This is a genomic window from Nonomuraea sp. ATR24 (assembly GCF_041950485.1).
In the GTDB taxonomy this organism is placed as follows: Bacteria; Actinomycetota; Actinomycetes; order Streptosporangiales; family Streptosporangiaceae; genus Nonomuraea; species Nonomuraea ceibae.
The window spans coordinates 41,879-66,354 of sequence record NZ_JBGNUU010000025.1 but is presented as its reverse complement, the minus strand read 5'-3'; the positions used below and the strand labels follow the sequence as shown (position 1 = coordinate 66,354).

The window sequence follows — 24,476 nt, the reverse complement described above, 5'->3', positions numbered from 1 at the left end:
CAAGGCTACTTGAGGATGACCGGGCGGAAGTGGGTCACCAGCCGTTCGCCGTCGAAGAAGTGCAGGGCGAAGCCGGGCGGCAGGTCGTAGGTGACGGGGAAGGCGGCGTCCGTCTCGACCTGGGTGAGGCAGGTGGAGACCACGCCGGGGGCGACGGCCACGGGCAGCCCGGCGAACCTGGCCGTCGCGCCGGTGTGGGCGTGGCCGGCGAGCACCGCGACGACGTTCGGGTGGGCGCGCAGCAGTTCTTCGAGCCGCTCCGGCTCCCGCAGCCGGATCTCGTCCACGTACGGGATGCCGAGCTCGACGGGCGGGTGGTGCATGCCGACCATGGCGGGGACCCCGGGCCGTTCCGACAGGACGGCGTCGAGCCGGGCCAGCGTCTCGTCGGCGAGGAACCCGTACGGGCGGCCGGGGACGCTGGAGTCGGCGAGCGCGATCGTCAGCCCGTCGAGCCGGATCGCCTGGTCGGCGGGCCCGATCCGCTTCTCGAACTCGGGGACGGAGTCGTGGTTGCCGGGACACACGGCCAGCGGCACGTCGGCCCGCAGGATCCCGGCGGCCACCTCGTACTCCTCGGCGAGCGCGTGGTCGGCGACGTCCCCGGTGACCACGACGGCGTCGATCTCGAGCGTGGCGAGGTGGCGCATGACGGCCTCGGCCCGCGTCACGCTCGCGTCGGAGCCGCCGATGTGGATGTCGCTGATGTGCGCGAAGACCGTCATCCGTGCACCTTACGCGATGGGGATCGGGCGCTCGAAGAAGGTCTCCAGCACCACGATCGACTGCGTGCTGGTGACGCCGTCCACCTCGAACACCCGGCGCAGCGCGTCCTGGAGGTCCTTGGTGGTCGCCGTACGGAGCTTGAGGAGCACCGAGGCGGGACCGGCGATCACGTGGGCCTCCTCGACGGCGGCGATCGCGGCCAGCCGGTCGGCGCTGCCGCCCATCCACGTGGCGCCGTCGACCAGCACGTACGCGACCACGCCGAGGCCGACGGCCTCGGGGTCGACCTCGATGGTGGTGCGCCGGATCACGCCGCGCTCGCGCAGCTTGCGCACGCGCTCGTGCGCGGCCCCGGCCGACAGCCCGACCGCTCTGCCCAGGATCGCGTACGACTGGGTGGCGTCATCCTGGAGGAGACGGATCAGTGTCTTGTCAATGTCATCCATAGCCATATGCTATTAGGAAATTTCCGGCTTTGACCGAAGGACATTCAGCATGATCCCCACCGAATTCGAGGTGCTCGACGAGCGGTTCGCCACCGTGGGCGGCGACTCCTGGCTCGAACGGCTGCACACCGGCTCCCGCTGGGCCGAGGGCCCGGTGTACGTCCCGGCGGGCCGCTACCTGGCATGGAGCGACATCCCCAACGACCGGATGCTGCGCTGGGACGAGATGAGCGGCGCGGTCGGCCCGTTCCGTCAGCCCGCCGGCTACACCAACGGCAACACGCTGGACCGCGAGGGCCGGCTGGTCTCGTGCCGTCAGGGCGAGCGCCGGGTGGTCCGCACCGAGCACGACGGCTCGATCACGGTGCTGGCCGAGCGGTGGCAGGGCAGGCGGCTCAACAGCCCCAACGACGCAGTGGTGCGCTCCGACGGCTCGCTCTGGTTCACCGACCCCAACTACGGCATCACCAGCGACTACGAGGGGGTCAGGGCCGAGCAGGAGATCGACGGCTGCCACGTCTACCGGGTGGACCCCGTCACGGGCGAGGTGCGGATCGTGGCCGGCGACTTCGAGCGGCCCAACGGCCTGGCCTTCTCACTGGACGAGACGCGGCTGTACGTGGCAGACACCCGTAGGGGCCACCTGCGGGTGTTCGACGTGCGTGAGGACGGCACGCTCGCCGGCGGCGAGGTGTTCGCCGAGGGCGGCGGCCGTTACGACGGGATGCGCCTGGACGACCAGGGCCGGGTGTGGGCCGCCGCCGGCAAGGCCGTGCACTGCTACGCGCCCGACGGCACCGCGCTCGGCCGGCTGCACGTGCCGGAGGACGTGGCCAACCTGGTGTTCGGCGGCCTCAAGCGCAACCGGCTGTTCATCGCCGCCACCTCCTCGCTCTACTCGCTCTACCTCAACGTCACCGGCGCCCGTCCGGTGTGGGCCTGAGCTCACTCCCACTTGAACAGCTTCACGGCCAGCCCGCCGAACAGCGCCAGCCCGACCAGCATCACGGCCAGGTGGGGGAGCTGCGGCCAGTCGCCCGCCCAGGTGTCGCGCATCGCGTTGACGAACGGGCCGACCACCGAGTAGTCGCTGACCGTGCGCAGCGCGTCGGGCATGATCTCGCGCGGGAGCCACATCCCGGCCAGGAACAGCAGCGGGAACATGACGACCGAGCCGATGCCCGGGGCGGCCTTGCTGCTGGGCGCGACGGAGGCGATCACCAGCCCGAGAGCCAGCATCGCCGCCGCCCCGAGCAGGAAGACCAGCACGAACCCGATCAGGTTCGCCGGCACGTGGGAGCCGAGCACCAGCGCCCCGAGCACGATCACCAGGACGGCGGCGATCGCGGCGACGGCCAGGTTGATCACCAGTTGCGCGCCGAGCAGCCGCCCTGGGTGCACCGGCGTCGTCGACATCCTGCGCAGCACGCCCTGCTCGCGGTAGGCGGTCAGCACGCCGGGAAGGGCGGTGAAGGACATCGTCATCAGGGCGAGCAGGATCATCTGCGCGGGCAGTTGCGCGTCGACGAACCGGGCCCCGCCGAGGTTCGGGTCGGGCTTGCCGAGGTCCGGGATCTGCCCCAGGCCCAGCAGCAGCCCGATGGGCAGCACGAGGCCGAACGCCAGGATCGGCCAGTCGCGCAGGTGGAGCTTGGTCTCCATCAGGAGGATCTTCTTCATGCCAGCTTCCTTCCGGTGAGAGCGAGGAACGCGTCGTCCAGCGTGGCCTGCTCGATCCGCAGGTCGCCGGGGATGACCTGCTGGTCGGCCAGGGCCATCGTGACCGCGTGCGCGAGGTTGCCCTTGCCGGTCACGACCATCTGCTGGCCGCTCCTGCTGACGTCGGTGACCTCGGGCAGGGCCAGCAGCACCGCGTCCGAGACGGGGGCCGACGGCCGGAACCGCAGCCGCTGCTCGCCGCCCACCCGCTCGATCAGCCCGGCGGGGGAGTCGACGGCCACCACGCGACCGGCGTCGATGAGCGCGATGCGGTCGCAGAGCCGCTCGGCCTCCTCCATGAAGTGCGTGACCAGCACGATCGTCACGCCGGAGTCGCGCACCTGCTCGACCAGCTCCCAGGTGTCGCGGCGGGCCTGCGGGTCGAGCCCGGTGGTGAGCTCGTCCAGCACCGCGATGCGCGGCTTGCCGACGAGCGCGAGGGCGACCGACAACCGCTGGCGCTGGCCGCCGGAGAGCTTGCCGAACATGGCGTCCTTCTTGGCGCCGAGCCCGACGCGTTCCAGCAGCTCCCGCCAGTCGGCCGGGTCGGGGTAGAAGGACGCGTACAGGTCCAGGGCCTCCCAGACCTTGATCTTCTCCGGCAGCGCGGAGCTCTGGAGCTGCGCGCCGAGCACCCGGCGCAGGTGGTCGCGCTCGCGGTGCGGGTCGATGCCGGCGACGCGGATGGCGCCGCCGTCGGGGACGCGCAGCCCGGAGACGCACTCGACGGTGGTGGTCTTGCCGGCGCCGTTCGGGCCGAGGATGCCGAAGATCTCGCCCTCCGACACCTCGAACGACACGTCGTGCACCGCCACGTGGTTGGGGTAGCGCTTGTGGAGGTTCTCGACCTCGATGACGTTCATGGCTTCGACGCTAGAGTTCGCGCAGGTCACCGGGAATGCGGTTGGTTGCCGGGCAAGGGTGTACCTAGGTGCAATGTGAGAGTGCGCCTGGATCACGCACACTGGTGACATGCTCCGGAAGTACGGGATCGTCCTGGCGTTGCTGACGCTGGCCGCTTACGAACTGGTCGTGATCGTGGCCGCGTTCCTCACGGTCATGGCGACGTTCGGCCTGGGCATGGTGTTCCTGTTCCCGCCGGCGGTCCGGATGATCAGAGGGGTGACCGGGCTCACCAGGAAGCTGGTGCGCACCTCGTCCGGCATCGAGATCGAGGCGCCCTACCTGCCCCCGCCGCCGCCTCCGCAGCCGCAGTCCGACGGCATGTACCGCCACGGCCGGACCCTGTACAAGTCGCCCCGGGTGCCCGCCTGGAACGACCGGTGGAAGTGGATGCTCACCGACCGGGCGACCTTCCGCGACGCGCTGTGGCTGCTGCTCGACCCGCTGGTCAAGGTGGCCTTGGTCCCGTTGCTGCTGCTGATGCCCGAGCGCGGGCTCCGGCTGTACGGGCTCTGGTGCGAGCTGCTGCTGGGCCCGACCGCGGCCAGCAGGCTGGCCAGCCAGGTCAGCCACCTGAGCCGGGTGCGCAACCTGGCCGTCGACACGCAGGCCGCCGAGATGCGCCGCATCGAACGCGACCTGCACGACGGCACCCAGGCCAGGCTGGTGGCGATCGGCATGACGCTGGGCGCCGTCGAGAACCTGGTCGACACCGACCCGGCCGCCGCCAAGGCGCTGCTGGCCAAGGCCCGCGACGCCTCCGCCGAGACGCTGACCGAGCTGCGCCGGGTCATCCGCGGCATCCACCCGCCGGTGCTGGCCGAGCGCGGCCTCGGCGACGCCGTGCGGGCGCTGGCGATGGACAGCGCGCTCAAGGTGACGGTGGAGGTGGACCTGCCGCACCGGCCGGAGGCTCCCGTGGAGGCCGCCGCCTACTTCGCCGTGAGCGAGCTGCTGTCCAACGCCGCCCGCCACGGCGGCGCGACCCGGGCCACGGTCGACATCAGCACCAACGGCCCGAGCCTGCGCATCACGGTGAGCGACGACGGCTGGGGCGGCGCCGATCCCGCCAAGGGCAGCGGCCTGACCGGCATCGAACGGCGGCTGGCGGCCTTCGACGGCGTCATGGCGCTGCACAGCCCGCCCGGCGGGCCGACCACGGTGACGATGGAGCTGCCCCGGGTGCTGCCCGAATACTGGGCGGGCGACCTGCCCAAGCTGCCGCGCTGGAAGATGATCACCGTGGTCACCCTGTGGGCGACGGCCTGGTGCCCGCTGTTCCCGCAGGGGATCGTGACGGCCATCTTCAAGGTCTTCGGAGTCGAGGAGAAGACCTGGTTCCTGGCGCTGCACCTGCCGGAGCCCTACCAGTGGCCGGTCATCGCGTTCATGGTCGTGCTCGGCACCATGATGTACGTGGCCGCGGTCGCCATCCCCGCCAACCACAACCGTGACCTGTGGATGTGCAACGCGACGCCGACCAACCTATGGTTCTGAGTGATGAACCGCGTACTCGTCGCCGAAGACCTCTATCTCCTCAGGGACGGCCTGGTCCACCTGCTGCAAGCGCACGGCTTCGAGGTCGTGGCCGCCGTGGAGACCGGCCCGGAGCTGCTCAGGGGGCTGCTGGAGCTGCGCCCTGACGTGTCCATCGTCGACGTGCGGCTGCCGCCGACCAACACCGACGAGGGCCTGCAGGCCGCGCTGGCCGCCCGCAAGCAGGTGCCCGGCCTGCCGATCCTCGTGCTCTCCCAGCACGTCGAGCAGCTCTACGCCCGCGAGCTGCTGGCCGACGGCTCCGGCGCGATCGGCTATCTGCTGAAGGACCGGGTGTTCAACGCCGAGCAGTTCGTCGACGCGGTGCGCCGGGTGGCCGGGGGCGGCACGGCCATGGACCCCGAGGTGATCGCCAAGCTGCTGGCCAGCAACGCCACCCACGAGCCGCTGGCCACGCTCACCCCGCGCGAGCGCGACGTGCTCGAAGCGATGGCCGAGGGGCGCTCCAACGCGGCCATCTCGCAGCGGCTGTTCCTCAGCGAGAGCGCGGTGGCCAAGCACACCGCGGGCATCTTCGCCAAGCTCGGCCTGGCCCCCTCCGACGACGACAACCGCCGGGTCCTGGCCGTTCTCGCCTACCTCAACAGCCGCTAGCGGGATTCTTTGTCGGTAGGCTCGGCTATTTTCTAGAGGGCAGGCCGCGAAGAAAGGGTGGATCAGGTGAAAATCCGGGTTAACCGTGACGTGCTGGCCGACGCGGTCGCATGGGCGGCCAGGGTCCTGCCCAGCCGGCCCGTGACGCCCGTGCTCTCCGGGCTCCTGCTGGAGGCGGGCGAGGAGCTGAGCCTGTCCGCGTTCGACTACGACGTGTCGGCGCGCGCCCTGGTCGACGCCGACGTGGCCGAGTCCGGCAGTGTGCTGATCCCCGGCCGGCTGCTCGCCGAGATCAGCAGGAGCCTGCCCGCCGACGACGTCGAGCTGGTCACCGAGGGCCAGGAGGCGGTGCTCACCTGCGGCAGCGCCGAGTTCGGGCTGATCACCATGCCCGTCGAGGACTTCCCGAGCCTGCCCGCGATGCCGCCCGCCATCGGCGCGATCGGCGGCGGCGTGTTCGCCTCGGCCGTCGGTCAGGTGGCCCCGGCCTCCAGCCGCGACGACACGCTGCCGATGCTGACCGGCATCAGGGTCGACGTCGACGGCGACCTCGTCACGATGGCCGCCACCGACCGCTATCGCATCGCGGCCCGCGAGTTCGCCTGGCGTCCGGCCAGCCCCACCGCCTCGGTCTCGGCCATGGTGCCGGCCCGCGTGCTGGTCGAGGTGGCCAAGTCGCTGCGCGGCGGCGAGGTGTCGGTCGCGTTCGGCGACGGCGTGGCGGGCTTCGAGAGCGTCGGGCGCAGCACCACGGTGCGGCTGCTCGACGAGCAGTTCATCGACTACCGCACCCGGCTGACCGCCGACTGGTCGATCCGGGCCGACGTGCCGGTGGCGCCGTTCGTGGCGGCCATCAAGCGGGTGGCGCTGGTGGCCGAGCGCAACACGGCGATCCGCCTGTCGTTCAGCCAGGGCCAGGTGCGCATCCAGGCGGGGGGCGGCGACATCGGCCGGGGCTCGGAGGTGGTCGAGTGCGAGCTGCGCGGCGACGACATCCAGATCGCCTTCCAGTCGCAGTTCATCCTCGACGGGCTCGTCGGCATCGAGACCGACCTGGCGCGCATCAACATGGAGTCGCCGACCAGGCCCGCCCTGATCCAGGACGTGCCCGGTGACGCCGAGCCCGCCTTCCGCTACCTGGTGATGTCGCTACGGCTGAGCTGAGATCAGCCTGAAGACCCTCTTGAACTCGGCGTAGGTCTCCTCGCCGACGGCCTTGGCGTAGCGGTCCTCGATGGCGGCCACGATCGCGTCGGAGCGGGCCATCTCGTCGAGCCCCTTGCGGGTGGGCACGATGAGCTTGGCCCGGCGGTCGGCCGGGTCGGGTTGCCGCTCCACGTAGCCGAGCTCGACGAGCTCGTCCACGAGCGTGCCGACGACCTGCTTGTGCTGCCCCGACAGGGCGGCCAGGTCGGTGGCCCGGCTGCCTTCCTCGTTCAGGTAGGCCAGCACGGCCCCGTGGCGCGGCCTCAGCCGCGGATGCCCCTGCTCGGCAAGGGTGGAGAAGAGCTCTCGCTGCAGCCGGAAGAGCATGCGGCTGCTCAGGACCCCGATGTCGGGGTCGGCTTGCTTGTTGTCACTGCGGCGCACGGCCACATCCTCCTATTAGTCACCAAACTTGACCGTCATTATTTCTTACTATACGTTGGCTGTATGAGCGGGACGCACCGGTTCCGCCTGATGAGAGAGAGCCGACATGACGATCTTGATCACTGGCGCGACCGGCACCGTCTCCAGTGCCCTGCTGCGCGCCCTGCCCGGCACCGACGACGTCCGCGTGCTCGTCCGCGACCTGGCCAAAGCGCCTGACGGCGTCGAGGCGGTGGCCGGCGACCTGGACCGGCCCGACACCCTGGAGCCCGCGTTCAAGGGCGTCGACACGCTCTGGCTGCTCACCGCGATGGGCCCGCAGGCGCCCCACGCCAGCATGAACGCCGTCTGGGCCGCCCGTCAGGCGGGCGTGCGCCACGTGGTCCGCATGTCGGCCATCGGCGCCTCCCATGACGCCCCCACCCGCAACGGCCGCCTGCACGCCCTGTCCGACGTGGAGCTGACAGCCTCCGGGCTCGACTGGACGATCATCCGCCCGGCGTTCTTCATGCAGAACCTCTTCGGCTCGATCAACGGCACGACCCTGTACGGGTCCACCGGCGAGGGCAGAATTGGCCTGATCGACGTGCGCGACATCGCCGAGTTCGGCGCCCGCGTGCTGGCGGACCCGTCGGCGCACCGGGGCAGGACCTACACGCTCACCGGGCCGGAGAGCATCTCGCTGCGCGAGGCCGCCTCCCGGCTGACCCCCGTCTACGGCACGCCCATCGGCTACGAGCCGGTCACCCCGGAAGGCGCCTACGAGGCGATGCTGGGCGCCGGGCTGCGCGAATGGGACGCGGCGGTCAACACCGAATACGCTCGCGCCTACGCGAGCGGCTGGGGCGACTACACCACCGAGGACTTCGCCGGCGTCGTCGGCCGTCCGGCGCGCTCCTTCGAGGAGTTCGCCGCCGACCACGCCGACAGGCTCAGGCCCTGAGCTCCTACGGCTCCGACTCCGTCAGGGCGATGAGGATGTGCTCCATGCAGGCGTGCCCGGCCCGCTCGGCGGCGCTGACGTCGCCGGCGGCGATGGCGCGGGCGATCGCGTCATGCGGGATGTAGCTCTTGTTGAGCGAGGTGCCCGCCGCGGTGATGCTGGCCCGCAGCGCCGCGGAGAAGTCCTCGTAGAGGTCGATGAGCACCAGGTTGTGGGTGGCGTGCGCGACCGCCATGTGGAAGGCCAGGTCGGCCTCGACGAACCGGTCGGGGTCGTCCAGCTCCCAGGCCCGGTCACGCTCGGCCAGCGCGGCCTCGATGAGCCGGATGTCCTCGTCGGTGCGGCGGGTGGCGGCCAGCCGGGCCGACTCGACCTCCAGCGCGCGGCGCACCTCGAAGATCTCCAGCTGCTCGGCCTGCCGCAGGCGCCTGAGCATGGCCCCCGAGAGCTCGCTGGTCGCCCGTACGTAGGTGCCGTCGCCCTGCCGGCACTCCAGGAGACCGGCGTGGGTGAGCGCGCGTACGGCCTCCCGAACGGTGTTGCGCCCGACTCCGAGTTGCTCGGCGAGCACGGTCTCGGTCGGGATCTTGCCGTTCATCGGCCACGACCCTGAGGTGATCTGTTCCTTGAGCTGGTCGATCACCTGGTCGACGAGCGAAGCCCGCTGCGCCGTACGCAGACTCACAGTCCGCCTCCTCCGGGGGAAACCAATCATCCTATGAGTCAATGACTGGGAAACCCTAGTGTATTCCAGCCGCTAAATGCTGGAGCCCCCGGAGGGTAGGTTCAGCGGGAAACTGTGGAATCGGCGGTCAGCCCGGCCAGCATGGAACGGACCCCGGCGGCTTCCAGCGCCTTACGATAAGCGGCGGTCTGCTGTGCTCGGTCCGCCACCTGGCCGTAAAGGTCGCCCAGCTCACGCCAGCAGCGCGCGGCGGGCCGGTCGGAGCCGAACGGCTGCCGGTTGCGCCCGGCGAGCAGCGTGTGGGCCGCCCCCAGGTGCGCCGACGGGTCGCCGCCCAGACCGATCGCGACCGTGGCGTGCAGCAGGTGCGCCTCCGCCGTGGCCGTGCCCGGGACGTCACGCAGCAGGCCGAGCGCCTGCGACGCGAGCTCGCCGGCCCGCACCAGGTCGTTGGCCCGCAGCCGGACCCGCGCGTGCGCGATCAGGCTCTCGCCGTGCTCGCGCTCGTTGCCCGGGTGGGCGCCGAACGTCCGCGCCGCCTGCTCGACCAGGCGCTCGGCCTCGTCGATCGGCGCCGTGGCCAGCCGCGCCCAGTGCATCGCCGTACGGGCGAGCTGCAGCGCGAGCCGTCGCTGACGGCCGGCGTTGATGGCGTCGTCGGCGAGCCGGACGGCCAGCGCGGAGTCCTCGCCCGCGGCCGCCGCGTTGCTCGCCTGCCAGAGCGAGCGCACCTCTCCGGAACGGTCCACATCATCGGGCGCCTCGCTGAGATCGAGCACCTTCTTGACGTAATCCAGCTCGGCGGAGTGGCCTTCGCGGTCGCCGCGCGCCTCGACCAGCACGGCGGCCAGGTCGACGGCGATCTCGCCCTGCGTGATGGACATGCGCTCGGCCTGCTCCAGCGCGCGGACGGCCAGGTCACGGGCGCGCAGCCGGTCGCCGGCCCGCTGGTAGCAGCGGCTCAGCGCGATCGTCAGCGGCAGGTCGGCCAGGCGCTCGGGATGCGCGGCGGCCTCCCGGCGCAGCCGCTCGAAGGCCTCGACGGCCTGCCCGAGCCGGCCCTGCGCCTCCAGCGCACGGGCCCTGCCGAAGCGGGCCTGCGCCGTGAGCATGGCGTTTTCCTCGTCGGCCGCCTTGACGATCTCCGTGTAGCGCTCGGCGGCCACCACCGGGTCACCGTGCTGCAGCTCCAGCTCGGCATGACGGAGCCCGAGCTCGGTGTCGATCCGTTGCCGAGGCTCGATCCCATGCAGGAGGAACTCGGTGGTGCATCCCAGCCTCTCGGCCAGGAGACGGGCGACGACGGGAGTCGGCGTGCGCTTGCCCGACTCGATCAGCGAGACGTAACTGTCCGACAGGTCGGGTCCGGCCAGCTGGGCCTGCGACATCCGCCTGTTCAGCCGCAATCCTCGGACGCGGTCACCGATGGTTCCCTGACTCGGCATCTCATCTCTCAAGGCGGGGAAGGGTCAACAACACGCAATGATTGCACGAAGTAGCCGAATCTGGTATCCCCGGGTGAAGAATTCCCCACCTGGAGATTAATCGTCTCCGTCATCCTTGCCGGGAAATAGCATCTGGCAGACCTCCAGGTACAAGGTCTCCGGATACGGAATGTACTCCACGTTGGACAGTGCCTGGTCCTGGCCGGCGGACTCCAGGATGAACTCTCCGTAGCCGAGCATGCGCCCAAGCAGAGATCGCTGGAAGCTCATGTCGGTGACTTTCGCCAACGGCATCATCGCCACTTTGCGCGTGATCAGGCCGGTGGTCAAGAGCATCCGTTTCGAGGTCACCACAAAGTAATCGACCGACCACTCCGCGACTTTCCATACGAAACGGATCAGCAGCAGCAGCCAGAGCCACCACACGACGACGAGGGCCGTGCCGCCCCCCTCGCCGCCGCCGAAGAATCGGCTGAGCAGTCCGGCGATGATCAGGCCGCCGAAGACCTCGGCGACCGGACGGAGCAGCACGGCTGGGTGACGCCGCACCATGATGACCTGTTGTTCGTGGGGGAGTAGGTAACGGTTGACCGACGACGGAGCAGAGTCCCCGTGGGTCACAAGTCTCATGCGAGGTTGTTCACGAATTGAGCCAGCGAGTCGGCCGCGTTGAACACGGTGTCGAACGCCCCTCTGACCGCGTCAGCGGCGTCCGCTGGTCGCGCGAACAGGTAGTACGCGACAAACGCGATACCACCGTATGTGAGGACTTTTTTGACCTGCACTGTCGCCTCCGTACCACTTACCCACTACACCCGCCGTATACATTACCCACCCTGTTGCCGGGGTAAAGGTGCTCTTGGCGAGCTAGTTATGATCTTGCCTAGCCTCGGTCACTGGCCACCAGAGCGAGGACGTGGAGGTGTTTGCGGGCGATCCGCTCGACGAGGCTGGGGTGGGCATAGCCGGTGACCTCCAGCGCCCCGTAATGAGCGGCCTCGACGCAGCGCGTCACCGTCGCGGAGGAGTGGACGCCCGCGAACTCCTCGCACAGGGCCGTCTCCACCTCCGAGTACGGGCTCGGATCCGCCTCGGTGCTCACGACGCCACCCCGGCGGTCTGAATAACGCTCATCGTGCTCCCCCACGCCCTGCGGAAGTTGCCTTCCTCACTCTACGTACCCACACAAGTACAGTATGTAACGAAGAGGTCGCAGCGCGTGGGTCGTTCAGACGACTCCGTAGAGGCGGTCGCCCGCGTCACCCAGTCCGGGGACGATGTAGCCGTTCTCGTTCAGCCGCTCGTCGAGCGCTGCCGTGACGACCCGGACGGGCTTGCCGGAGCTGGCGAACACCTTGTCCATGTACGCCAGGCCCTCGGGGGCGGCCAGCAGGCACAGCGCCGTGACGTCCACGGCCCCCCGGTCGAACAGGAACTGCACCGCGGCGGCCAGCGTGCCGCCCGTGGCCAGCATCGGGTCGACCACGTAGCACTGCCGCCCGGACAGGTCGTCGGGCAGCCGCGTCGCGTACGTCTCGGCCTGCAGCGTCGACTCGTTGCGGATCATGCCGAGGAAGCCGACCTCGGCCGTCGGCAGCAGCCGCGTCATGCCCTCCAGCATGCCGAGCCCGGCACGCAGGATCGGGACGACGAGCGGCGCCGGCTTGGCCAGCCGGACGCCCTTGGCCGTGGCTACCGGGGTCTGGACGGTCACGTCGGTGACGCGGACGTCGCGGGTGGCCTCGTACGCGAGCAGCGTCACCAGCTCGTCCGCGAGCCTGCGGAAGGTGGGAGAGTCGGTGCGGACATCGCGCAGCGTGGTGAGCTTGTGCGCCACGAGCGGATGGTCGACGACGAGGGTTTCCATAAGGGACAACGCTATCTTGTGTGACACGTACCGGCACGTTGTGGTCTTGGTTTTGATCACAATTTGGTCGGAGCGGCACACGACGGCAGGCCGGTTCTGGAACGATTGGAAACCGGCTAGAGGCTATGGTCCGACAGGGCCGGCTGTGGGGGATGGCGATGGCGATGACAGACGAAGACGCGCTCGATTTCGCCATCGTGGTCTACCGCGAGGACGAGTGCTGGGACGCCGAGCTGCTGCCGGTCGCGCTCACGTCCGACCTCCAGGGCCTGATCAAGGCCCTGCGCCAGCAGCCGAGCGAGAGCGGCACGATTGGCCTGGTCGCCGTGGGGGATGAGTTCTTCGTGGCGCTGCGCGTGCTCGGCGATCGGGTCGATGTCTTCCTCTCCGACATCGCCGCGTCCTGGGACTTCCCGCTGGCCAGGCAGGTTCTCGACTACCTCGACGTGCCCGTGCCCGACGAGGAGGAGCTCGACGAGATCCTGCAGGACGAGGACACCGCGCTGCCCGCCGGTGACCTGTCGATCTTCGCCGACCTCGGGCTCGACGAGATGGAGCTGGGCATCCTGTCCGGCGACGTCGACCTGCTGCCCGACGAGGTGCTGTCGAGCGTCGCCGCACGGCTGGGCTTCTCCGAGCCGTTCGAGCGTGCCATCGAATCGGTCTTCGACTGACCCCCTGGAGCGCACATGGCGGCCAACACCTTCTCTGCGGCCTTCGTCAAGACCGCCGGCGGCTGGAGTGGCGCCGAGGTCGACCTGCGTGACGCCGAGATCGTCGACGACCTGGGCGACGCCGTGACCGAGGCGCTCGGCCTGGCCGGCGACGAGCTGGCGCTGCTCTGTGTCGAGGTGGAGGACGAGTGGTTCGCCATCGTCCGCTACCGCGACGACGACGAGCCCCGGGTCTTCCTCTCCGACGCCCACGCGGTGCCCGCCGACCACCTGGGCGAGCTGTTCGCCGAGTTCGCCGGCGTCGTGCCCGACAAGGAGGGCAACGAGCTCGGCGTCCGCCCCGCCGGCGACTTCGAGCTCCTGTCCGACCTCGGCGTCAGCTCCGAGGAGCTGCTGGAGCTGAGCATGGAGGAGGGCATGCTGCCCGCCGACATCCTCTCCGTGCTCGCCGAGAAGCTGTCGTTCGCCGACGAGCTCGACCGGCTGAGATGAGCCACGAGGCCGCGATGCGCCTGGCCCTCGCCCAGGCCGCCGCGGCCGGCGCCCGCGGCGAGGTCCCCGTCGGCGCCGTCGTGCTCGGCCCGCGGGGCGAGGTCCTCGCCGAAGCCGGCAACGACCGCGAGGCGAGCGCCGACCCCACCGCGCACGCCGAGGTGCTCGCGCTGCGCGCCGCCGGCCGCCTGCTCGGGAGCTGGCGCCTGACCGGCTGCACGCTCGTCGTCACGCTCGAACCCTGCACGATGTGCGCCGGCGCCGCCGTCCTGTCCCGCGTCGACAGGATCGTGTACGGGGCCGTCGACGAGAAGGGCGGGGCCGCCGGGTCCCTCTGGGACGTGGTCCGCGACCGCCGGCTCAACCATCGGCCCGAGGTCGTCATGGGAGTCCTGGCCGGGGAGAGCTCCGAGATCCTTAAGAAGTTCTTCGGCACTCGGCGGATCCGGTAAGCTCGTCGGCGGTGGTGTCGCCTAGTGGCCGAGGGCGCACGCCTCGAAAGCGTGTGATGGGGCAACTCATCCGTGGGTTCAAATCCCACCACCACCGCTCACGACGAAGAGCCTCCCCGCGGGGAGGCTCTTCGCATTTGCGCACACGAAAAAGGGCCGCGGATTCGCGGCCCTTTTCAGCTCGGCAGTTCGAGCACCCTGGCGTGCAGGATCGATCGCTGGTGCAGCGCCGCGCGCAGCGCCCGGTGCAGGCCGTCCTCCAGATAGAGATCGCCCTGCCACTGCACCACGTGCGGGAACAGGTCGCCGTAGAAGGTGGAGTCGGCGGCCAGCAGCGAATGCAGGTCCAGCATGGCCTTCGTGGTGATCAAAGAGTCGAGCCGGACCTGCCGCGGCGGTATCTGCGCCCACTCGCGGTTGGACAAACCATGTTCGGGATAAGGCCGTCCATCGCCGACCAGCTTGAAGATCACCCCCCTCATTTTAGGAGAGATTTCGAATACATGCGCTCTCGACGGCCGTCACAGCAGGTCGGAGGGGGTGCATCGGCCGGGCTGGCCGGTCTTGTAGCCGACCTGGAAAGCCGCCACGCGCTGTTGCGAACTGCCGTGGGTGAACGACTCCGGGTCGACCCGGCCGCCGCTGCGCCGCTGGATCCGGTCGTCGCCCACGGCCGCCGCCGCGTCGAGCGCCTGGGCGATGTCGGCGTCGGTGAACCGCTGCTCGTAGAAGCCGCCCTCGTAGGCGTTCCTGGCCCACACGCCGGCGTAGCAGTCGGCCTGGAGCTCGGTGGCCACCGAACCGCCGCCTTCCAGCGCGCCGAGCAGGTTCTGCACGTGGTGGCCGTACTCGTGGGCGATCACGTACGCCTGCGCGAACGGGCCGCCCTGCGCGCCGAACTGGGTGCGCAGCTGGTCGAAGAAGCTCAGGTCCAGGTAGACGCGCTGGTCGCCGGGGCAGTAGAACGGCCCGACGGAGGAGTCGGCCGCCCCGCAGGCCGTGCGGACGCCGCCCGTGTAGAGGACGGTCTTGGCCGTCGTGTATTCGGGCAGCTCCTTCTTCCAGTAGTCCTGGATGCTGTTGACCACGCCGACGACCTGGCACTTCTCACTCTGGTCGGCGTCCCTGCCGGTGCGGCACTGCTCGGCGAGGTTGGCGGGCGGTTGCCGCTGGGCGGGCTCGGGCTCGCCGCCGACGTTGCCGAGCAGGGCGAACAAGACGAACGCGATCAGCGTGACGATGCCGCCGCCGCCGATGACCATGCCGCCGGGGCCGCCGGGGAACCGGCCGCCGCCGCCTCGGCCGCCGGCGTCCTGCACCTGCGAGGCGTCGAGGTTGACGTCGTCCCTGAAATCCATGCGCGCCCCTTTCCTGGGGCTGGTCCGCTTCCCAGAAAGCCGTCCTGGGTAACATGCGACTATGTCGACCGGAATCGTAGGAATCGCGCTGATTTCTCTGGGAATGGTGCTGACCCCGGGACCGAACATGATCTATCTGGTCTCCCGGTCGATCTCCCAAGGCCGCCGCGCCGGCCTCATCTCCCTCGGGGGCGTCTTCGTCGGGTTCTCCACCTACCTGGCCGCCACCTGCCTCGGCCTGACCGCCGTCTTCGCGTACGTGCCCGCCGCCTACACCGCGCTGAAGCTCGCCGGCGCCGCCTACCTGCTCTGGCTGGCCTGGAACGCGGTCAAGCCCGGCGGCACCTCCGCCTTCGAGGCCCGCGAGCTGCCCGTCGAGGCGCCGCGGCGGCTGTTCGCGATGGGGCTGTTCACCTGCCTGCTCAACCCCAAGATCGCGATCCTCTACCTGTCGCTGCTCCCGCAGTTCATCGACCCGGCCCAGGGCCACATCCTGCTCCAGAGCCTCGTGCTCGGCTCGGCCCAGATCGCCGTCGGCACCCTGGTCAACGCGCTGATCGTGCTCACCGCGGGCAGCCTCGCCGTGTTCCTGGGCCGCCGCCCGCTCTGGGTCCGCGTGCAGAGGTACGTGACCGGCACCGTCCTGGGCATCATCGCCATCCGCATGGCCACCGACCGGTCCAAGGCCCTGACCGCCGCCTAGGCGTACTCAGGGGAAGTCTCAGGGACTCACCGGAGGTTCGCCCCGGCGCGATCGAGAACAATCGACGTCATGAACCTGAAGAGAACGGGCGCGATCGCGGCCCTGCTGGGGCTGGCCGCGATGACGGTGGGCTGCGGGGTCGTGGGCGGCCCGCAGCACGAGGACACGGTGTCCTACGACGTCACCGGCACGGTGACCGCGCTTCAGGTCGAGGCCGACTCGGGCGAGATCGAGGTGGTCGAGTCCGATCGGCAGGGCGTGCACGTCACCGAGCACCTCACCTGGAACAAGAGCAAGCCCACCCCCACCCACGAGGTCCACGACGGCACGCTCGTGCTCAAGTTCACCTGTCCGAGCGGCTGGGTGGGCAACCTGAGCTGCGAGGTCGGCTACAAGGTCGAGATCCCGCGCGGGCTGCGCGTCAAGGCCGGCAGCGACTCGGGCGAGGTGACGCTGCGCGGCCTGTCCGGGCAGGTGGAGGTGACCAGCGACTCCGGCGCCATCGAGGCCACCGGGCTCACCGGCAAGCAGGTCGCGGCCAGGACCGACTCCGGCGGCATCGACCTGGCCTTCGCCGGCGCCCCGGACAGCGTGGAGACGAAGTCCGACTCCGGCAACGCGCTGATCCGCGTGCCGGACGGGTCGTACAACATCACCGCCAAGTCCGACTCCGGCAACAAGGACGTCGGTGCCACGCACGACCCGTCGGCGGCCAGGACGATCCGCATGGTCACCGACTCCGGCGACGTCGAGGTCCGGGCCGCGTAAACGGTCAGGGCCCGTTCACTGGAGGGTGACGTCCCGCACCTGCCCGGCCGTCGCGCCCGCCTCGTCGTAGGCGGTCACGGTGACGGGCGGGGTGTCGATGACCTCAAGCGGCCTCTCCAGCGCGTCCAGGCGGCCGCGCGGGTCGGGGCGGTGCGTCGCGGGCACGCGCCCGACGAAGAACCCGTTCGCCACCACCGCGTCGGCCTGCCGCCCGGGGGACCACTCGATCGCCACCACGCCGCACGCCCGGCCCGACCCGACCGGCCACGACCCGGAAGTACCCGCTCCGCGGCCGTTCGCTGCGGATGGCGCGTTCGTCCGTCTGCACCACGTACGCGTCCACGGTGAGGTCGCCCGTCAGCCCGGCGGCCAGGCCGCCGGGAGCCTTGTGGCCCCAGTACGTGAACGCCGCCGGCTCGCCCCGTTCGCCCTTCGGCACGGGCGTGCAGAAGACGAACCCGGCCGTGCTGCCGAGCAGCGCCGTCGACCCCTCGCCGTCGGTGAAGCGCGCCAGCACCCGGAAGTCCTCGACGCCGCCCAGCTCGGGCAGCCGGCGGCCGGGGTCCATGCCGTGCACCGGGCCGCCCTCGGGCATGCAGTCGCGGATCATCCGCGCCTGCTCTGGGGTGCTGGCCGGCAGCTTCGCGACGGCCTGGTGGGTCTGGCTGCGCACGGTCCCGACCGAGGAGCCCATGATCTTGGCGACCTCCGACTCGGGCAGGTCCTCGTAGTAACGCAGCACCAGCACCGCGCGTTTGCGCGCGGGCAGCGCGCGCAGCGCCTCCTGCATGGTGATGCGGGTCTCGATCTCGTCGGGCCGCTCGGTCTGCGGCCGGTCGGGGAGGGCCGCCGTCGTGTGCTCCCGGCCCCAGCGCGGACTGCGCCACCGGCTGACCTGCTCGTGGTACATCACCCGCCGCACGTACGCCTCGGGCGCGGAGCGGATCTTGCGCCAGCGGCCGGCGGTCTTCGCGAGAGCGGTCTGCAGCAGGTCCTCGGCCGCGTGCTGGTTGCCGGTCACGACATAGGCCAGCCGGATGAGGCTGTCCGAGCGAGCCGACACGAACTCGGCGAACTCGCTCTGGTGGTCGGAATGCAAGAGGCCTCCTCTGGTCTCACCCGCATAGATGCGGCGGAGACGGCGGATCTATGGCGTGTCGCGGCTCAGTCGTTCGGCGTGGTCGCGGAACCAGTCGAGCATGAACCGGCCCGAGGCGATGCCGTAGGAGAGCGCGGCGCGCTGGTGGGTGGCCAGGTCGCGGTGCTCATCGGGGACGTTGAGGGCGTCGAGGCGCTCGTCGAGGTCCGTGAGGGTGGCGAGCTCCGCCTCGATGCGCGCCGTGATGCGGCGCATCACCGGCAGGCGTTCGGGCTGCTCGACCAGGCCGAGGAAGTAGAGCCTGGCCAGCGCCGCGGTCTCCAGGTCCGGCCCTGCCGGGTCCGCCGTCATCCAGGTGCGGAACTCCTCGCGGCCGGCGTCGGTCACGCGGTAGACCTTGCGCCCGCGGCCGCCCTCGACGCTGGCCACCTCGATGAGCCCCCGGGCGAGCAGGCTGTCGAGGGCGCGTTTGATGCTGCCTGAGCTGGCGCTGTAGAAGAGCGCGACTCCACTCTCGAACGCCTTGATGAGGTCGTAGAAGCTCATCGGGATGATCAGGAGCAGACCGAGGATCACGTGGGCCACCGGCCGAGTCTAGCCCGGTTGACTCTCATAGACATGTCTAATAGATATGTCTATGAGAGATGTCTATGAGAGATGTCTACGAGAGATAAGGGGTCGCGCTCATGGTTCCCGCCGACATCGACGCCCGCATGAACCGCCTGCTGGACAAGCTCGCCGCCCGGCGCGGCCTCCACCACGTCAACCTCGCCGTCGCCCGAGGGGACCGGCGCTGGTCCGGCGCCGCCGGCTTACCGGGCCCCGACACGCCGTTCTTCGTCGCCAGCGTGACCAAGCGGTTCATCATCACGCTGGTCCTCCAGGCCCACGAACGCGGCGAGCTCGCCCTGGACGCGCCCATCACCGCCTACCTGCCCACGGAGATCACCGACCGGCTCCACGTCCTCGACGGCGTCGACCGCACCCCTGAGATCACCGTGCGCCACCTGGCCAGCCACACCTCCGGGCTGCCCGACTTCTTCGAGTACCGAGGCGACGGCCCCAGCCTCTTCAAGCACCTGGCCGCCGGAGAGGACGTCTCCTGGACGTTCGAGGAGGCCATCGAGATGGCCCGGCGGCAGGGCCCGCACTTCGCGCCCCAGGACCTCACCGCCCCCCGGCAGAAGGCCCGCTACTCCGACACCGGCTTCCAGCTGCTCATCCGCATCGTGGAGACGGTCACCGGCCGGTCGTTCGCCGATCTGCTCGCCGACCGCGTCACCGGACCGCTGGGCCTGACGAGCACCGGGCTCCCGGACCGTCCCCTGCCCCTCTACGCCCGGCGCCGCCGCGTGGACCTGCCCGGCCTGGTGAGATCGTCCAACGACCTGACCAGCACCACCGGCGACCTTCTCACCTTCCAGCAGGCGCTGCTCAAGGGGGAGCTCTTCAAGGACCCGCGCACGGTGGGCCTCCTCACCGAACGGCGCAACCGCCTGCGCAACGTCCCCGTGCTCACGTACGGGCTGGGCACCATGTTCTTCACCGTGGGCCGCCTGGCCGCGCCGAGCCGCCACCCCGCCACGCTCGTGGGCCATTCGGGGGTCACCGGCACCTGGCTCTTCCACTGCCCGGAGCTCGACCTCCACCTGGCCGGCACCGTCGACCAGCTGGAAGGCAGGGCCGTCCCGTTCCGGATCATGGCCCGCTGCCTGAGCATCTGGCGAACCTGACCGTCAGCTCCCGTACTGCTTGGTGTCCGGGTGCTCGACGAGCAGGACGTGGGCGGTCTCCTCGGCGACGGGACGGTGCCGCATGCCCCGGGGGACGACGAACAGCTCGCCCGCCTTCAGCACCACCGGGTCCTGCTCCTCCAACTGGATCTCGAAGCTGCCGTCCCAGCACAGGAAGAGCTCGTCCTCGTCGTGGTGGTGCCACGGGAACTCGCCCTCCAGCCGGGCCAGGCGGACGACCGTGGTGTCGTTCACCGCGGCCAGCTGGTGCTGCTCGAAGGGGCCGGGGAGCGCGGCGGCGGCCTCGGCCACCGAGACCGCGGCAAGCCGGGGCGCAGCGTCATGTCGTGTGCTCATGCCACGATCCTCGCCGTGAGGACGGGCCGGCTACAGAGCCAATCCAGGCAGATTGGTCCTTTCGGCGGACCAATCCACTGGAGGGGAGCCTCTAGCTGCGGCGTCAGCCCTGACGCCGACCTCGCTGAACCTCCTGTATGCGGCACTAGTCTGATCCCGGCCGTTGATCGAATGGAACGAGGTACGTCCGGTGGGTGCCAGGCCCCTGGTTGTCGGTTGGTTTGCTGTTGACCGTTGGCTCGCTGCCCTTGACGGCGGGAAGCGCGGCATCCGAGGTCGTCCGTCCGGCCGGCGCCTCGCCCTTGGGCACTCGGATCGGTGACACCCTCAAGGGGCACACCGGTCCTGTACTGGCCTTGGCCGTCGGTAAGCGCAGCGATGGCACGCCGGTCATCGTCTCCGGCGGCGAAGAGGACAGCACCGTACGGATCTGGGACCTGGACAGCGGGAAACCGCTCGGGAAGCCCATCGTGTCCTCACGCGACATCATGTGGGGCGTGGCAACGGAGAGACTCCGGGACGGCACGCCCGTCATAGCCGCCACCGCAGGGGGAGTCAGGTCAGTCGTCGGCCTGTGGAACTTGAACACCGGCAAGCACATCAAGAGGTCGTTCTCCGAGCCGTTTCCCACCACCACGTCGAACTTGGCGACAGGAAGGCGCAGCGACGGCACCCCTGTCGTCGTCACCGGCAACACTGAGGGCCGTACGCGCATCTGGAGTATGGAGACGGGAAAGAAGCTCAGCACGTACCTCTTCAGCTGTCACGAGTGCCAGGCCCGAGCCTTGGCGATCGGGAAGCGCCGAGACGGCACACCCGTCGCCGTCTCCGCGAACACCGACTATCCCCTTCTGGATGAAGACGTGCCGGATGGCAAGATCTGGGTGTACAACCTGAACACGGGAAAGTCTGTCGGGAAGTCCATCCGGATTCCTGCCACCGCGTTCGCCGGCATGGCGGTGGGGCAGCGCCGTGACGGCTCCACCGTTCTCGGCTACGGCGATGACTCCGGCAACGTGTCGGTCTGGGATCTCGACACAGGAAGTGTGGTGGGAGAGCCCTTCACCGCTCATTCCGGCACGATCTTCACCGTGGCGATGGGCAAGCGCAGCGACGGGACTCCTGTCCTGATCACCGGTGGCCGGGACAAGGCGATACGCGTCTGGAGCCTGGGGTCTTGATGTCAGCGCGCAGGGACAGTCGACTCCACTGTCCTGTTGATGCCGGTACCAGCACGTCAATGACGGCATCGGTGGCCAAAGCCGGTTGATGGCTGCAGGAAAGCCAGAAGGGGTGTGCCGTGATCACGGCACACCCCTTCTGGGCTGGCGGAGGATGGGGGATTTGAACCCCCGAAAGGTTGCCCTTTACACGCTTTCCAAGCGTGCGCCCTCGGCCACTAGGCGAATCCTCCGCCGACGAGCTTACCGGACTTCCGGACGTGTGAAGACCACCATTTCCCCGGAGCGAGCGTGGAGCGAGCACTGCCGCATCCCGCTAGACTGTCGGTGGACCCCTCGCGCGGCGTCATCCTGTGAACCTCCCCAGGGCCGGAAGGCAGCAAGGATAAGCGGGCTCTGGCGGGTGTGCGAGGGGTTCTCTTCGTTAGGAGCCCCTCGCAGGCGGGATGGTCGCATGAGCCTTGCGCTTTACCGCAAGTACCGGCCCGGGACCTTCGCCGAGGTCAAGGGTCAGGAACACGTCACAGACCCGCTGCGGCAGGCGCTGCGCACCGGCCGAGTCAACCACGCCTACCTCTTCAGCGGCCCGCGCGGCTGCGGCAAGACCTCCAGCGCCCGCATCCTGGCCCGCTCGCTCAACTGTGAGAAGGGCCCGACGCCCGACCCGTGCGGCACCTGCGAGTCCTGTGTCGCGCTGGCTCCGACGGGTCCCGGTCACCTCGACGTGATCGAGATCGACGCGGCCTCCCACGGTGGCGTCGACGACGCCCGCGACCTGCGCGAGCGGGCCTTCTTCGCGCCGGTCTCCGCGCGCTACAAGATCTACATCATCGACGAGGCGCACATGGTGACCCGCGAGGGTTTCAACGCGCTGCTCAAGCTCGTCGAGGAGCCGCCGCCGCACCTGAAGTTCATCTTCGCGACGACCGAGCCGGAAAAGGTCATCGGCACCATCAAGTCGCGTACCCACCACTACCCGTTCCGGCTGATGCCGCCCGCGACGCTGCGCGCGCTGATGGAGGAGATCCTCACCTCCGAGAGCGTCCCGTACGAGCCGGCCGCGTTGCCGCTCGTCGTCCGCGCCGGCGCCGGGTCGGCGCGTGACTCGCTGTCGATCCTCGACCAGCTCCTCGCCGGGGCCGAGGACGACGGCATCACGTACGCCAAGGCCGTGTCGCTGCTCGGCTACACCGACGGCGACCTGCTCGACGACGTCGTGGCCGCGTTCGCCGAGCGTGACGGCGGCCGGGTGTTCCAGACGGTCAGCCGGGTCATCGAGGGCGGCCACGACCCGCGCCGCTTCGCCTCCGACCTGCTGGAGCGCTTCCGCGACCTGGTCATCCTGGCCAACGTCCCCGAGGCCGCCACCAGCGGGCTGCTCGACCGGCCCGCCGACGAGCTGGAGCGTCTCGTCGAGCAGGCCGCGTCCATGGGGCCCGCCGAGCTCACCCGGGCCGCCGAGATCTTCAACGCCGGGCTCACGGAGATGCGCGGCGCGACCTCGCCGCGGCTCCTGCTGGAGCTGATGTGCGCCCGCGTCCTGCTCCCGGCCGTCTCGCAGGACGAGACCGCCCTGCTCGCCCGCCTCGAACGCCTCGAACGCGGCGGCGCCGTCGCCCAGATGGCCGCCCGCGCGTCCGCCCCTCCGCTCCCGCAATCCGGCGGTACGGGTCACGGCGCAGCGGGGCACGGCGCGGCGGGGCACGGTGGGCCGGTGCGTGAGGCCGTGCAGGGCGGGGTGGCGGTTCCCGCCCAGGGCGCGGCGTCCTACACGACAGGCGGCCCCGGCGGTGGCGCCCCTGCCGGTGGCACGTCGCAGGGAAGTGGCTCGGGCGAGGCGGCGGCGCAGGAGGCCGGTCCGGGGGAGGGGCGCGTGGCGCGGCCCTCCGGCGACGACTGGCCCGAGACCGTACGCCCCGGCGCCGCGCCCCCGGCCGCTGCCGCACCGGCCGCTCCCGCGCAGAGCGGCGCCGGGCCCGTGTCCGGCGGCGCTTCCGGGGGGCCCGTCGCCGGCGGGGCGGGGGCGATCCAGCAGCAGTGGCCCGCGGTCCTGGCAGCGCTCAAGCAGCGCAGCATCGTCGTGTGGGCGAACGTGAGCACCAACGCCCAAGTGGTCGGCGTCGAGGGCAACCTGGTCACTCTCGGCTTCACCCAGGTCGGCGCGATGAAGAACTTCACCGGCGGCGGCAAGGACGCCGTGGTGGCCGGCGCGCTGGGCGACGTGCTGGGCGGCACCTGGCGCGTGGAGGCCGTGGTGGGCGGCGGCCCGCAGGCGGCCCCGCGCGGTCCTCAGCCGGGCGGCTCCCACCCGGGCGGCTCGCATTCCGGCGGGCCTCAGGGGCATGCGCCGGGGTCGCACCCGGGCGGCGCTTCCGGGTCCCATCCCGGCGGGGCGTCGGGGTCGCATCCCGGGGGCGGATCGGGTTCTCATCCCGGCGGTCCGTCCGGGGCGCAGGGCGCATCCGGCGGTGACGCGGCGGACGGGCAGCATGGCGGCTCCCACGTGGGCGGCGCCGAAGGGCGCACGGGCGGCCCTTCCGGGCCGCCATCCGGGCCTGCGGGCGCGCGTCCCGAGGGAGGCGCGGGATCACGCCCCGGCGGCCCCGCAGGGTCGCACGCGGGCGCTGCGGGGCCGCACGGGGCTGCCACGAGCTCGTACGGGGACGCGGACGGCCGGGGAGGCGCCGCGGGCGGTCCGCACGACGCGGCGGGCGCCCAGGCGGCACAGGACGGCGCGCAGGGGCCCGGTGGGGCGGCGGGCGGCCCTCAGACGACGGACGAGTCGTGGCCGACGGCGCCCGACGACCCGGGGCTCGGCTCGCCTCCCACGCCCGACCCCACCCAGACGGCTCCCGGACGGTCCGGGGGCGGCGCGGTGGGCGCCGGGCTGGCGGCGGCCCGTTCGGCGGCCAGGGCGGCTGCGCAGGCGGGTCCCCGGACCGGCGCTCGTGCCGGCGGCGGCCGGGCGGGGGCGGCGTCCGGGTGGCCGGACGCGGTGCCCCGGCGGGACAAGAGCCTGGAGACGGACGACGTCGACCCGCTGAACGACGCGGACGCCGACGTGGACGCCGTCTCGGGCATGGCGCTCCTCCAGCGCGAGCTCGGCGCCCAGGTGATCGGCGAGATCGACCACACCTGACCCCCGTCGGAAGGCCGCCGTCCGCGGCGGGCGCGAACCCGGTGG

General features: G+C 70.6%; 29 protein-coding genes, 2 tRNA genes and 1 other RNA gene. 15 read left to right on the top strand and 17 right to left on the bottom strand.

Features of this window, described 5'->3' with window-relative positions; translation table 11 throughout:
- Positions 1-5: 5 nt before the first annotated feature.
- Together ACBI99_RS39285 and ACBI99_RS39280 are read right to left on the bottom strand one after the other, a co-directional pair.
- Entirely contained in the window at positions 6-725 is a 720-nt protein-coding gene (locus tag ACBI99_RS39285) for a metallophosphoesterase (RefSeq protein WP_219508162.1), read from the bottom strand.
- 9 nt (positions 726-734) lie between these two features.
- Positions 735-1,172 carry an Lrp/AsnC family transcriptional regulator gene (locus ACBI99_RS39280; RefSeq protein WP_357592579.1) on the bottom strand — a complete coding sequence of 146 codons (438 nt, stop codon included), beginning with the start codon at positions 1,170-1,172 and terminating at the stop codon, positions 735-737.
- A gap of 49 nt (positions 1,173-1,221) precedes the next feature.
- Here ACBI99_RS39280 and ACBI99_RS39275 point away from each other — a divergent pair, with 49 nt between their 5' ends.
- The gene (locus ACBI99_RS39275; protein WP_375074786.1) at positions 1,222-2,115 is read left to right on the top strand and encodes an SMP-30/gluconolactonase/LRE family protein; all 894 of its coding nucleotides are present in this window, start codon (positions 1,222-1,224) and stop codon (positions 2,113-2,115) included.
- A gap of 2 nt (positions 2,116-2,117) precedes the next feature.
- Here the strand turns inward: ACBI99_RS39275 and ACBI99_RS39270 are convergent, their stop codons facing one another.
- On the bottom strand, positions 2,118-2,852 hold the full coding sequence (locus ACBI99_RS39270) for an ABC transporter permease (RefSeq protein WP_375074785.1): 735 nt from the start codon (positions 2,850-2,852) through the stop codon (positions 2,118-2,120).
- On the bottom strand, positions 2,849-3,754 hold the full coding sequence (locus tag ACBI99_RS39265; RefSeq protein WP_219508166.1) for an ABC transporter ATP-binding protein: 906 nt from the start codon (positions 3,752-3,754) through the stop codon (positions 2,849-2,851). Before ACBI99_RS39265 ends, ACBI99_RS39270 begins: the two co-directional genes overlap by 4 nt.
- A gap of 109 nt (positions 3,755-3,863) precedes the next feature.
- Here ACBI99_RS39265 and ACBI99_RS39260 point away from each other — a divergent pair, with 109 nt between their 5' ends.
- The 3 genes from ACBI99_RS39260 (at position 3,864) to dnaN (ending at position 7,109) form a co-directional block, all read left to right on the top strand.
- Positions 3,864-5,291, top strand: a complete 1,428-nt coding sequence (locus tag ACBI99_RS39260; protein ID WP_375074784.1) for a sensor histidine kinase — start codon at positions 3,864-3,866, stop codon at positions 5,289-5,291.
- A 3-nt stretch (positions 5,292-5,294) separates the two neighbouring features.
- Positions 5,295-5,945 (top strand): response regulator transcription factor, encoded by a 651-nt coding sequence (locus ACBI99_RS39255; RefSeq protein WP_219508168.1) that lies wholly within the window; start codon positions 5,295-5,297, stop codon positions 5,943-5,945.
- A gap of 66 nt (positions 5,946-6,011) precedes the next feature.
- Positions 6,012-7,109 carry a DNA polymerase III subunit beta gene (gene dnaN / locus ACBI99_RS39250; protein WP_219508169.1) on the top strand — a complete coding sequence of 366 codons (1,098 nt, stop codon included), beginning with the start codon at positions 6,012-6,014 and terminating at the stop codon, positions 7,107-7,109.
- Here the strand turns inward: dnaN and ACBI99_RS39245 are convergent.
- On the bottom strand, positions 7,095-7,535 hold the full coding sequence (locus ACBI99_RS39245; protein ID WP_357592587.1) for a MarR family winged helix-turn-helix transcriptional regulator: 441 nt from the start codon (positions 7,533-7,535) through the stop codon (positions 7,095-7,097). The genes dnaN and ACBI99_RS39245 overlap by 15 nt on opposite strands.
- 106 nt (positions 7,536-7,641) lie before the next feature.
- Between ACBI99_RS39245 and ACBI99_RS39240 the strand changes: the two genes are divergently transcribed.
- A complete protein-coding gene (locus ACBI99_RS39240; RefSeq protein WP_219508171.1) occupies positions 7,642-8,478 on the top strand; it encodes an SDR family oxidoreductase in 837 nt (278 codons plus the stop codon).
- Between the two features lie 4 nt (positions 8,479-8,482).
- Here ACBI99_RS39240 and ACBI99_RS39235 read toward each other — a convergent pair whose 3' ends face one another.
- The 5 genes from ACBI99_RS39235 to upp form a co-directional block, all read right to left on the bottom strand.
- Positions 8,483-9,163 (bottom strand): FadR/GntR family transcriptional regulator, encoded by a 681-nt coding sequence (locus tag ACBI99_RS39235; protein WP_219508172.1) that lies wholly within the window; start codon positions 9,161-9,163, stop codon positions 8,483-8,485.
- 101 nt (positions 9,164-9,264) lie between these two features.
- Complete coding sequence (locus tag ACBI99_RS39230; protein ID WP_219508173.1) at positions 9,265-10,608, bottom strand: helix-turn-helix transcriptional regulator; 1,344 nt, start codon at positions 10,606-10,608, stop codon at positions 9,265-9,267.
- Positions 10,609-10,704: 96 nt separating this feature from the next.
- Positions 10,705-11,238, bottom strand: a complete 534-nt coding sequence (locus ACBI99_RS39225; RefSeq protein WP_219508174.1) for a PH domain-containing protein — start codon at positions 11,236-11,238, stop codon at positions 10,705-10,707.
- A gap of 253 nt (positions 11,239-11,491) precedes the next feature.
- On the bottom strand, positions 11,492-11,710 hold the full coding sequence (locus ACBI99_RS39220) for a hypothetical protein (protein ID WP_219508175.1): 219 nt from the start codon (positions 11,708-11,710) through the stop codon (positions 11,492-11,494).
- Between the two features lie 126 nt (positions 11,711-11,836).
- The gene (upp, locus tag ACBI99_RS39215; RefSeq protein WP_219508176.1) at positions 11,837-12,475 is read right to left on the bottom strand and encodes a uracil phosphoribosyltransferase; all 639 of its coding nucleotides are present in this window, start codon (positions 12,473-12,475) and stop codon (positions 11,837-11,839) included.
- A gap of 158 nt (positions 12,476-12,633) precedes the next feature.
- Here upp and ACBI99_RS39210 point away from each other — a divergent pair, with 158 nt between their 5' ends.
- The 4 genes from ACBI99_RS39210 (at position 12,634) to ACBI99_RS39195 (ending at position 14,190) form a co-directional block, all read left to right on the top strand.
- Positions 12,634-13,149: a tRNA adenosine deaminase-associated protein gene (locus ACBI99_RS39210; protein WP_219508177.1), complete on the top strand. Its 516-nt coding sequence runs from the start codon at positions 12,634-12,636 to the stop codon at positions 13,147-13,149.
- 15 nt (positions 13,150-13,164) lie between these two features.
- A complete protein-coding gene (locus ACBI99_RS39205) occupies positions 13,165-13,641 on the top strand; it encodes a tRNA adenosine deaminase-associated protein (RefSeq protein ID WP_219508178.1) in 477 nt (158 codons plus the stop codon).
- Positions 13,638-14,093 (top strand): tRNA adenosine(34) deaminase TadA, encoded by a 456-nt coding sequence (gene tadA, locus ACBI99_RS39200; RefSeq protein WP_219508179.1) that lies wholly within the window; start codon positions 13,638-13,640, stop codon positions 14,091-14,093. The genes ACBI99_RS39205 and tadA overlap by 4 nt, the downstream gene beginning before the upstream one ends.
- A 10-nt stretch (positions 14,094-14,103) precedes the next feature.
- Positions 14,104-14,190 (top strand) — tRNA-Ser (locus ACBI99_RS39195).
- Between the two features lie 79 nt (positions 14,191-14,269).
- Here the strand turns inward: ACBI99_RS39195 and ACBI99_RS39190 are convergent.
- Entirely contained in the window at positions 14,270-14,566 is a 297-nt protein-coding gene (locus ACBI99_RS39190; protein ID WP_219508180.1) for a type II toxin-antitoxin system VapB family antitoxin, read from the bottom strand.
- 48 nt (positions 14,567-14,614) lie between these two features.
- A complete protein-coding gene (locus ACBI99_RS39185) occupies positions 14,615-15,451 on the bottom strand; it encodes a neutral zinc metallopeptidase (RefSeq protein ID WP_357592593.1) in 837 nt (278 codons plus the stop codon).
- 61 nt (positions 15,452-15,512) lie between these two features.
- Between ACBI99_RS39185 and ACBI99_RS39180 the strand changes: the two genes are divergently transcribed.
- Together ACBI99_RS39180 and ACBI99_RS39175 are read left to right on the top strand one after the other, a co-directional pair.
- Positions 15,513-16,154 (top strand): LysE family translocator, encoded by a 642-nt coding sequence (locus tag ACBI99_RS39180; RefSeq protein ID WP_375074783.1) that lies wholly within the window; start codon positions 15,513-15,515, stop codon positions 16,152-16,154.
- A gap of 69 nt (positions 16,155-16,223) precedes the next feature.
- A complete protein-coding gene (locus ACBI99_RS39175; RefSeq protein WP_357592595.1) occupies positions 16,224-16,922 on the top strand; it encodes a DUF4097 family beta strand repeat-containing protein in 699 nt (232 codons plus the stop codon).
- A gap of 15 nt (positions 16,923-16,937) precedes the next feature.
- Here the strand turns inward: ACBI99_RS39175 and ACBI99_RS39170 are convergent, their stop codons facing one another.
- The 3 genes from ACBI99_RS39170 to ACBI99_RS39160 are packed head-to-tail and all read right to left on the bottom strand — an operon-like array spanning position 16,938 to position 18,606.
- A complete protein-coding gene (locus tag ACBI99_RS39170) occupies positions 16,938-17,087 on the bottom strand; it encodes a hypothetical protein (protein WP_375074782.1) in 150 nt (49 codons plus the stop codon).
- Entirely contained in the window at positions 17,026-18,021 is a 996-nt protein-coding gene (locus ACBI99_RS39165) for a SigE family RNA polymerase sigma factor (protein ID WP_375074781.1), read from the bottom strand. The genes ACBI99_RS39170 and ACBI99_RS39165 overlap by 62 nt, the downstream gene beginning before the upstream one ends.
- 48 nt (positions 18,022-18,069) lie before the next feature.
- Positions 18,070-18,606: a helix-turn-helix transcriptional regulator gene (locus ACBI99_RS39160; protein ID WP_375074780.1), complete on the bottom strand. Its 537-nt coding sequence runs from the start codon at positions 18,604-18,606 to the stop codon at positions 18,070-18,072.
- Between the two features lie 101 nt (positions 18,607-18,707).
- Between ACBI99_RS39160 and ACBI99_RS39155 the strand changes: the two genes are divergently transcribed.
- A complete protein-coding gene (locus tag ACBI99_RS39155) occupies positions 18,708-19,754 on the top strand; it encodes a serine hydrolase domain-containing protein (protein ID WP_357592603.1) in 1,047 nt (348 codons plus the stop codon).
- A gap of 3 nt (positions 19,755-19,757) precedes the next feature.
- Here the strand turns inward: ACBI99_RS39155 and ACBI99_RS39150 are convergent, their stop codons facing one another.
- The gene (locus tag ACBI99_RS39150) at positions 19,758-20,111 is read right to left on the bottom strand and encodes a cupin domain-containing protein (RefSeq protein WP_219508188.1); all 354 of its coding nucleotides are present in this window, start codon (positions 20,109-20,111) and stop codon (positions 19,758-19,760) included.
- Between the two features lie 194 nt (positions 20,112-20,305).
- On the opposite strand from ACBI99_RS39150, the gene ACBI99_RS39145 reads away from it, so the two are divergent.
- The gene (locus ACBI99_RS39145) at positions 20,306-21,292 is read left to right on the top strand and encodes a hypothetical protein (protein WP_375074779.1); all 987 of its coding nucleotides are present in this window, start codon (positions 20,306-20,308) and stop codon (positions 21,290-21,292) included.
- A gap of 145 nt (positions 21,293-21,437) precedes the next feature.
- On the opposite strand, the gene ACBI99_RS39140 is transcribed toward ACBI99_RS39145, so the two are convergent.
- Positions 21,438-21,525 (bottom strand) — tRNA-Ser (locus ACBI99_RS39140).
- Positions 21,526-21,618: 93 nt separating this feature from the next.
- On the opposite strand from ACBI99_RS39140, the gene ffs reads away from it, so the two are divergent.
- An RNA gene (gene ffs, locus ACBI99_RS39135) (signal recognition particle sRNA small type) lies at positions 21,619-21,716 on the top strand.
- Positions 21,717-21,746: 30 nt separating this feature from the next.
- Positions 21,747-24,431 carry a DNA polymerase III subunit gamma and tau gene (locus ACBI99_RS39130; RefSeq protein WP_375074778.1) on the top strand — a complete coding sequence of 895 codons (2,685 nt, stop codon included), beginning with the start codon at positions 21,747-21,749 and terminating at the stop codon, positions 24,429-24,431.
- The last annotated feature ends 45 nt before the right edge of the window (positions 24,432-24,476 follow it).

Coding starts and splice junctions, on each gene's coding strand:
- ACBI99_RS39285 (WP_219508162.1), bottom strand. CDS start 725: ATGACGGTCTTCGCGCACATCAGCGACATCCACATCGGCGGCTCCGAC.
- ACBI99_RS39280 (WP_357592579.1), bottom strand. CDS start 1,172: ATGGATGACATTGACAAGACACTGATCCGTCTCCTCCAGGATGACGCC.
- ACBI99_RS39275 (WP_375074786.1), top strand. CDS start 1,222: ATGATCCCCACCGAATTCGAGGTGCTCGACGAGCGGTTCGCCACCGTG.
- ACBI99_RS39270 (WP_375074785.1), bottom strand. CDS start 2,852: ATGAAGAAGATCCTCCTGATGGAGACCAAGCTCCACCTGCGCGACTGG.
- ACBI99_RS39265 (WP_219508166.1), bottom strand. CDS start 3,754: ATGAACGTCATCGAGGTCGAGAACCTCCACAAGCGCTACCCCAACCAC.
- ACBI99_RS39260 (WP_375074784.1), top strand. CDS start 3,864: ATGCTCCGGAAGTACGGGATCGTCCTGGCGTTGCTGACGCTGGCCGCT.
- ACBI99_RS39255 (WP_219508168.1), top strand. CDS start 5,295: ATGAACCGCGTACTCGTCGCCGAAGACCTCTATCTCCTCAGGGACGGC.
- ACBI99_RS39240 (WP_219508171.1), top strand. CDS start 7,642: ATGACGATCTTGATCACTGGCGCGACCGGCACCGTCTCCAGTGCCCTG.
- ACBI99_RS39230 (WP_219508173.1), bottom strand. CDS start 10,608: ATGCCGAGTCAGGGAACCATCGGTGACCGCGTCCGAGGATTGCGGCTG.
- ACBI99_RS39225 (WP_219508174.1), bottom strand. CDS start 11,238: ATGAGACTTGTGACCCACGGGGACTCTGCTCCGTCGTCGGTCAACCGT.
- upp (WP_219508176.1), bottom strand. CDS start 12,475: ATGGAAACCCTCGTCGTCGACCATCCGCTCGTGGCGCACAAGCTCACC.
- ACBI99_RS39210 (WP_219508177.1), top strand. CDS start 12,634: ATGGCGATGACAGACGAAGACGCGCTCGATTTCGCCATCGTGGTCTAC.
- ACBI99_RS39205 (WP_219508178.1), top strand. CDS start 13,165: ATGGCGGCCAACACCTTCTCTGCGGCCTTCGTCAAGACCGCCGGCGGC.
- tadA (WP_219508179.1), top strand. CDS start 13,638: ATGAGCCACGAGGCCGCGATGCGCCTGGCCCTCGCCCAGGCCGCCGCG.
- ACBI99_RS39185 (WP_357592593.1), bottom strand. CDS start 15,451: ATGGATTTCAGGGACGACGTCAACCTCGACGCCTCGCAGGTGCAGGAC.
- ACBI99_RS39180 (WP_375074783.1), top strand. CDS start 15,513: ATGTCGACCGGAATCGTAGGAATCGCGCTGATTTCTCTGGGAATGGTG.
- ACBI99_RS39175 (WP_357592595.1), top strand. CDS start 16,224: ATGAACCTGAAGAGAACGGGCGCGATCGCGGCCCTGCTGGGGCTGGCC.
- ACBI99_RS39155 (WP_357592603.1), top strand. CDS start 18,708: ATGGTTCCCGCCGACATCGACGCCCGCATGAACCGCCTGCTGGACAAG.
- ACBI99_RS39150 (WP_219508188.1), bottom strand. CDS start 20,111: ATGAGCACACGACATGACGCTGCGCCCCGGCTTGCCGCGGTCTCGGTG.
- ACBI99_RS39130 (WP_375074778.1), top strand. CDS start 21,747: ATGAGCCTTGCGCTTTACCGCAAGTACCGGCCCGGGACCTTCGCCGAG.